The sequence below is a fragment of the Bradyrhizobium sp. 179 genome, assembly GCF_023073535.1.
Taxonomy (GTDB): Bacteria; Pseudomonadota; Alphaproteobacteria; order Rhizobiales; family Xanthobacteraceae; genus Bradyrhizobium.
Genome location: NZ_JADPJR010000030.1, coordinates 208,855 through 215,092, shown reverse-complemented (window position 1 = coordinate 215,092; position 6,238 = coordinate 208,855). Strand labels below are relative to the sequence as shown.

Here is a 6,238-nt window from a genome sequence, read left to right as displayed (position 1 = left end):
GCCTCCGGCGGAAGTCCCTTATCGCCTTCGATCCCCTTCTGCCGATTGGCATCGGCCTTGATTAGGCTCGCATCGACTGCAAATCCCTCACCGCCGACCAGTCGTTCCTCGATGCAGCGGCGCAGCACGCTCTCGAACACGCGACGGAAGAGGTCGCTCTGCCGGAAGCGGCCGTGCCTGTTCTTGGAAAACGTCGAGTGATCCGGCACCGTCCCATCCAGACCGAGCCGGCAGAACCACCGGTAGGCCAGATTGAGGTGAACCTCATCGCACAGGCGCCGCTCCGATCGAATGCCGAAGCAGTAACCGATCAAGAGCATCCGGATCATCAGCTCGGGATCGATCGAAGGCCGACCGATGCTGCTGTAGAAAGGCGCCAGGTCCCGCCGGACCTGTTCAAGATCGACAAACCTGTCAATCAACCGCAGCAAGTGATCAGTCGGGATATGTCTTTCGAGCGAGAACTCATAGAACAACGCGGTCTGTTCGACTTGCCGATGCCCCATCATGATCTTCAGTCCTGCCAATTAGACAGACTGAATCACTGATATCTCTGCGTCGCAACAGCTGCTTTTTTCAACAGAATCGGCCCTCAGTTGAACAACGAAAGGGCCGCCCCATGTCGGCTGTCTGCGGGAAACCGGACGTTGTACGATGGTTGCGTTGACGGGTGCTTCTGACCCATTGCGGACTTTGGGAGATCGGTACTAGAGAGCCTATGGTTGCGGATTCCGGGGAGCGGAGCTTGAAGAACATTCAGATCATAGATCGCGCGGTGAACGCGACGTTCAGCTTGTTTCAAGCGACTGATGATGAGTTCGCTGCCATCTTTTCCGGCGCGGGCCAAGACATAGAGTTGGTCGAGGACTTTACCGAACGCGTAGGGGAAGAGCAGGCTTTGCGAATATTGTCGCCCGTATGGGAGCGCCCTATTTTGAAGCGAAGCGCAAGGTATCCACGGAACGCTGTACTACGAGTACGCGGACCGGAAGCGATATCTTCCGGCATCCAAGAGAGAGGTCGACTGGCCCGATTCCTACGTAAATCTCGCGCAGCGCAAGCTCTTTGCCAGCAAACGTTAAGCGTCTGCATTTGGCCCGAGGCTGACGTTCGGCAACGAGAGCTGAATGTCGGGTACCGGAGGGACGACAGACCATTGCCGGGCGGTGATCCCACGGCAGAGGTTGGCCAAAGCGGCGCGTCAAGAAGTCTACACACGGCTTGTTTCATAGTTCGCCAGCTATAGCAATCCGACGCGCCTGACGTTTTTCTCGATCGCTTTAGGGTTGTGGCAATTAATTCACGCTATAGGCTCAGCCTATGGTCTTCAAAGATGCCCACGGTTGGCGTTGAGGACATGTCTGATGTACTTCCTCACTGCCTGTCTGGTCGTGGTAGTCGTGAGTGCCGCGGTATCGCTTCGTCGGTCCAGAAATCTATCACAGCCTCAGTGGGCTAGCCCGGCCCAGCGGCTCGCAGCACGGCGGCGGGCGTTTTGGCCGACAATCTGCGCGGGGTTTTGTCTGCTGGGGCTGCTCGGATTTCATCATTTTCAACACGAGCCAGAACTTGCTCCCACCGCGACGACCTATCTCATGATGCTTGTTGCCTCTTTCTTCGGCGGTTCGTTTCTTGGCGTCATTGGCGGGATGGATTGAGGTAGCGGGGATCAATGCAAGGCTAAAACGCGCCGGACTATGACAACGACAAGCTGTCATGTCTTTGACATCGTCCTGTTGGTGTCCGGGCCCTTAGCTCAGAGCGCCGCGAGGTCTGCTTCCTGAAGGTGACCCGAACAGGGTCATGCAAGCTGGCCAAGGCCGTCTTTGACCGTTTGCGGACATATCGAAATCAAAACAGACCAAAACGGCCGAGACGAGAAGCACTGCGGCTCAGCTAGGGAAGTCCTTTCGTCATCGTAAGGGATTGAACCCACATCCCGCGAGGGCAGCCCACGAAGCTGCGCCAAGATGTGACAATCGGAAATAATGTCGTGGCTTGGTCGGGTCGGTGTCCAACACGAACCCCGTCGGTAACGCGCGGACAGTCGTCGCATAGAACCCACCATCGGGCGACCTCTGGGATTCGATGATAGCGATCAACGATTCTGCCCTCTCAGTCCTGCCGAGCAATTTCATCAAGAGAGCCATTTGGCCCGTCCCTTCGGTCCACACACCGTCCCGGTCTTCACCGTAAGAGAAGCCTCCGCCAACACTCATTCGCTGTTCGGCGGTAGTTATTGCCGATGCAAATTTCCCGGCCGCTCCGTGAAGCGCTGTTAAAGGCCAGATCTGGGCATCCAGAGCCAAAATCGGATTATGCGTGACACCGTCTTCAGCAGTCCTGCGGCGAAACAGGCGCACCCCGGATCCCACATCGTATTTACGAAGTACTCAGCAACCATCGCCTTATCGCGCCAGCGCGAATCGCCTGTACGGATGGCAAGAAGGCCAAACGCGGCAGCGAGGTCAGTATTATGTTCAGTCGATTTCCATGTCCGCACTTCCGGCGTCGGCTCGTGCCCAAACGTACCGCCCGTGAAACCGCCAGTACCGCGCGTATCGGCCCATTGCGCGACCCAGGCGCCAAGCCGTGCGGCACCATCGCGGAATCGAGAGCCGGTGTTCACATCAATCGACAGCAACGCCAACATGGCCCATGCCATGTTACCAACATCGCTGCCCACCTGATATCGATCCTCTAGCCATTTGTTCTGAGTATTGTCCCACCAACCTGGAAGTTTTACGGGCCCATTCGCCACCAAACCCCCGGCGTAAGCGTTCCTGAGCCGTCCATCATGCCAGGTGCGGTCGTTATCGATGGCCCAGAGAATCGCCGAGCCAATCCGATACGCTTTGTCTTGCTCACCGCAACCGACCAATGCGATGGCGGCTACCGCATTGTCATAGAGGTAGGCGGCGCCATGCAGAGGCCCCGTTTCGACGGTCGGATAGCTGGGCAGGAACAACGGCCCTGATGGCGGTGCCTTATCAATTAGACCAGTGAGGTATCCGCACGCTGAGGTTCTTGGTGCTGTTGAAGCCTGCAGTGGAGCGGAGGCCATCATGATTGCGAAAGTCGCGACGACCCAAGTGTGAAGGCAGAGCCCGCGACAACGGTAGAAGCAATAAGTGATGGGTGCTGGTAGCATTTCGCTGCCCCTCGTGCCTTTCAACCAAGATAGACTTTAGGACATCGGGAAGAAAGCCGGTCAGGATCGAGTCAATGTGCCTTCGGCTTCAATGGCAGCTTACGGCCCCAAGCCGAACTACACTGAGGCTATTGCGATATCGGCTGTTGACGGTCAACGGGATGCGGGCTGCGGTGCCTGGACAGCGGCGCGTGCTCCCAAATCGGACATCCTCCTAGACTACGGCTCACAAGTCCGCGGCAAAGTGCTAGGAGCGACGTGGTTCGTCTGGCCGCTCGGAGGCAGTTTGACCGAGCAACGGATTCAAAGGCGACTAGCGGCGATTTAGCCGCTGACGTGGTCGTCTACTCCGCGCTGATGCAGTGCGTTGAGGAATCTGGAGCGGTGAGGCCGCAGTTCCAGCAAGGCACATGAGCGGCTGAGGTTCAGCCGCGCACGTGCGCCATGATTATGCCGGCGTGCTAGGCAGCCTGCCGCATGCGTTCGATAGTCTGGGTTATATGGTTTCCGGCGTCGTCAGCCACCTTCAGAGACATGTCCGCCATCCGGCGGCTGGTATCCAAGGCGCTACTGATCGTGTCGCGCATCAGATCAGTCTGCACGGCCGCCAAGTCGTGAGGAGTTCGGCAGCGCCAGAGGTCATTCATGCGGTCCATAGTCCTTTCGATCTGCTGTCGGACGAAATCAAAGTACTCGCGTGAGACGCCATTCATTCCTTTGGCGACTGCGGTCGTCGAGTACATGATTGCTTCGGCGTTGCGGACCGAGCGTTCCGTTGCCCGCTGCGCTTCATTGCCCGTCAAACCGAACGTGCGACCAAGCTGATCAGTCGAACGGCCCATCATCGCGGTGGCCATGTCGACGCCGAAGCGCCAAGTGTTTTGCAGCATCTCGGCATTTTGTCGCAGCAGGTGGCTGCTGGCTTGGGCCACCTCCTCGCCGGCCTCAGCGGTAGCTAAGCCGATCCGTCTGGTCTGCTCCGCGGTCCTCTCGGCGGCGCGGCGGATTGTGTCCTCGGGGCTTTGGGTAGACTTTTCCTCCTGGCGTGGATTGGCCATTTGTTGCTCCATCGTTGTTGTTGGTGAGGTCGGATCCTATGCTCTCCGTCACAGGTGCGATCCTACGCGAGCAAACGTGGGCATTTCTGGACCGTTCCGGGGCGAGCAAGTTTTAATCAATCCTCCGCCGTTGCGCGCAGGAACGAGCGCTTCAACTTCCAATTATTTGATGGATTGGTTGATCTGCTCGGCACTGCGGGTCTCGTGTTCTGACCCATCGATCAAATCAAGGCTCTATAATGACCACCGCCGAAACCGTATGGCTCATCGTCGCCTTGTTATTAGCACTTCTCATCATCGGCAACGTCGGCTTCTCCAAACTGGCCGCGTGGAGGAATCCACCAATCGGCAAGTTCCTCGAGTGCGACGGCGTGGTACTCCACTATATCGATCGGGGCGATCCCGCGGCTCCTTGTGTTGTGCTGCTCCATGGCAACGGATCCATGATTCAGGACTTCACGATCAGTGGCCTGGTCGATCTTCTTGCTCGCAGCAATCGCGTGGTGTGCTTCGACCGTCCGGGCTTTGGTTATAGTCAGCGGCCGCGGCTCCGAATATGGACCGCAGCAGCTCAAGCAGCTCTATTGGTGAAGGCGCTCAATCAACTCGGGATCCGTGATCCTGTGGTGCTGGGCCATTCTTGGGGCGCCTTTGTCGCTATCGCTCTCGGCGTGCGGAAGGATTATCCGATCCGGGGTCTTGTGCTTGCGTCCGGGTATTACTTCCCGACCGTCCGGTTGGACGTGTGGCTGATGTCCGGTCCAGCCATACCGGTCCTGGGCGACTTGGTCAGTTACACTGTCGCGCCGATCATTTCGTGGGCCGTCTTGCCGGGAGCTCTCCGTAAGATCTTCGCGCCCCGTTCTGTCCCGCAGACGTTCAAGAATGAATTTCCAGCGTCTCTCGTTCTCAGACCCACACAGTTGAGGGCGGCTGCGGAGGAAAGTGCACTCCTCATTCCAACTGCGACACAATTCCAATCCTATTATTCGACCATGGCCCATCAAGTGCAAATATTCCATGGAACAGAGGACCAGGTGATCGAACACAAACAAGCGCAAGATTTACATCAGGCGCTGCTTCGGTCCGATCTTCACCTCATTCCGAATGCCGGGCATATGGTCACGTACGCAGATCCCGCCACCATTGTGCAAGCCGTCAATTCAATGGCAAATTCCTAAGCTGGTGGCTTGTGGGACCTCGCCGGAAGGAGAGCACTCTGCTTGCGCGAAGCGAACTTTCCGGCATCTTTGCGATGAGCCAGCAGTGACGTCCTGAGAGCACCGGTGGCCATGGCAGACCCGGACTCACCGATAAGGCGCCACTGCTGCTTCAACTCGCCTGCGACGGCGTCACTGCACCCTGCGGCGCACTGGCGCAGCGGCCGGCCGCAATTCCATTCGCGATATGCCTGCCGCGATGTTCACACCTGTTTGCGCCTGAACGGATACCGGTTGCAAGGCGATCGTGCGATCCGACCCGCCCACAAGGAGGTTGGCACCAACTCCGGCGCCAACAGTGCCGCCGGCGGTCGCGCCCGCATAGGTTCCGGCCAACGCGGCGTGGCGAACCGCGGTCGGTGCATAAACGGCCCAAACGAGCTGACCGCCGGACGTGGCCCCTATATCGAGACCAAGCGTGCTGACGGTGCCTTCATAAGCCTCGCGCGCCCTGCCTCTCGCCGATGCATAGATGCAGCTCAACTGCCGTTGTCCGGCAACAATCATGCCGACTCCGGGCGATATGTTGCACGTGAGTGTGCCGACTCTCGGTCGTCCGGCCTCCTGCGCCGTTGCCGGAACCGTGGCGAGCACGAGGGCCAGGGCCGCGCACGCTGTCGCCAAATTGGTCAGCCTTGTTTCGTTCAGCATTGTCCCAATCATGAGGGCCTCCGTCGAGCGTATTCTGATGGTCCTTCAATACGCGCCGGCCCTGCGATGTTCCTGGTGTCGGGAAAGCGAATCTCAATATCACAGGACAAAATCACAGGACAAATCTCTGATCTGTCGAACCAGCGCCGGACGCGACG

At 58.2% G+C, this 6,238-nt stretch carries 6 protein-coding genes; 2 read left to right on the top strand and 4 right to left on the bottom strand.

Translation table 11 applies throughout. The features are described from left to right. A partial coding sequence (locus IVB12_RS07520; protein ID WP_247297289.1) for a transposase occupies positions 1 to 509 on the bottom strand: 509 nt, incomplete at its 3' end. A gap of 855 nt (positions 510 to 1,364) precedes the next feature. Here IVB12_RS07520 and IVB12_RS07515 point away from each other — a divergent pair. Further along, the gene (locus IVB12_RS07515) at positions 1,365 to 1,658 is read left to right on the top strand and encodes a hypothetical protein (protein WP_247297287.1); all 294 of its coding nucleotides are present in this window, start codon (positions 1,365 to 1,367) and stop codon (positions 1,656 to 1,658) included. Positions 1,659 to 2,278: 620 nt separating this feature from the next. On the opposite strand, the gene IVB12_RS07510 is transcribed toward IVB12_RS07515, so the two are convergent. Both IVB12_RS07510 and IVB12_RS07505 read right to left on the bottom strand, forming a co-directional pair. Next, on the bottom strand, positions 2,279 to 2,968 hold the full coding sequence (locus tag IVB12_RS07510; RefSeq protein WP_247297285.1) for a hypothetical protein: 690 nt from the start codon (positions 2,966 to 2,968) through the stop codon (positions 2,279 to 2,281). A gap of 644 nt (positions 2,969 to 3,612) precedes the next feature. Then, positions 3,613 to 4,209: a phasin family protein gene (locus IVB12_RS07505; RefSeq protein ID WP_247297280.1), complete on the bottom strand. Its 597-nt coding sequence runs from the start codon at positions 4,207 to 4,209 to the stop codon at positions 3,613 to 3,615. A 239-nt stretch (positions 4,210 to 4,448) separates the two neighbouring features. On the opposite strand from IVB12_RS07505, the gene IVB12_RS07500 reads away from it, so the two are divergent. Further along, on the top strand, positions 4,449 to 5,390 hold the full coding sequence (locus tag IVB12_RS07500) for an alpha/beta hydrolase (protein ID WP_247297279.1): 942 nt from the start codon (positions 4,449 to 4,451) through the stop codon (positions 5,388 to 5,390). A 171-nt stretch (positions 5,391 to 5,561) separates the two neighbouring features. Here IVB12_RS07500 and IVB12_RS07495 read toward each other — a convergent pair whose 3' ends face one another. Further along, positions 5,562 to 6,080 (bottom strand): DUF992 domain-containing protein, encoded by a 519-nt coding sequence (locus IVB12_RS07495; protein WP_247297278.1) that lies wholly within the window; start codon positions 6,078 to 6,080, stop codon positions 5,562 to 5,564. Positions 6,081 to 6,238 lie beyond the last annotated feature (158 nt).

What these genes read in the sequence shown, in the direction of transcription:
- IVB12_RS07515 (WP_247297287.1), top strand. Translation starts at nt 1,365, where the DNA reads ATGTACTTCCTCACTGCCTGTCTGGTCGTGGTAGTCGTGAGTGCCGCG.
- IVB12_RS07505 (WP_247297280.1), bottom strand. Translation starts at nt 4,209, where the DNA reads ATGGCCAATCCACGCCAGGAGGAAAAGTCTACCCAAAGCCCCGAGGAC.
- IVB12_RS07500 (WP_247297279.1), top strand. Translation starts at nt 4,449, where the DNA reads ATGACCACCGCCGAAACCGTATGGCTCATCGTCGCCTTGTTATTAGCA.
- IVB12_RS07495 (WP_247297278.1), bottom strand. Translation starts at nt 6,080, where the DNA reads ATGCTGAACGAAACAAGGCTGACCAATTTGGCGACAGCGTGCGCGGCC.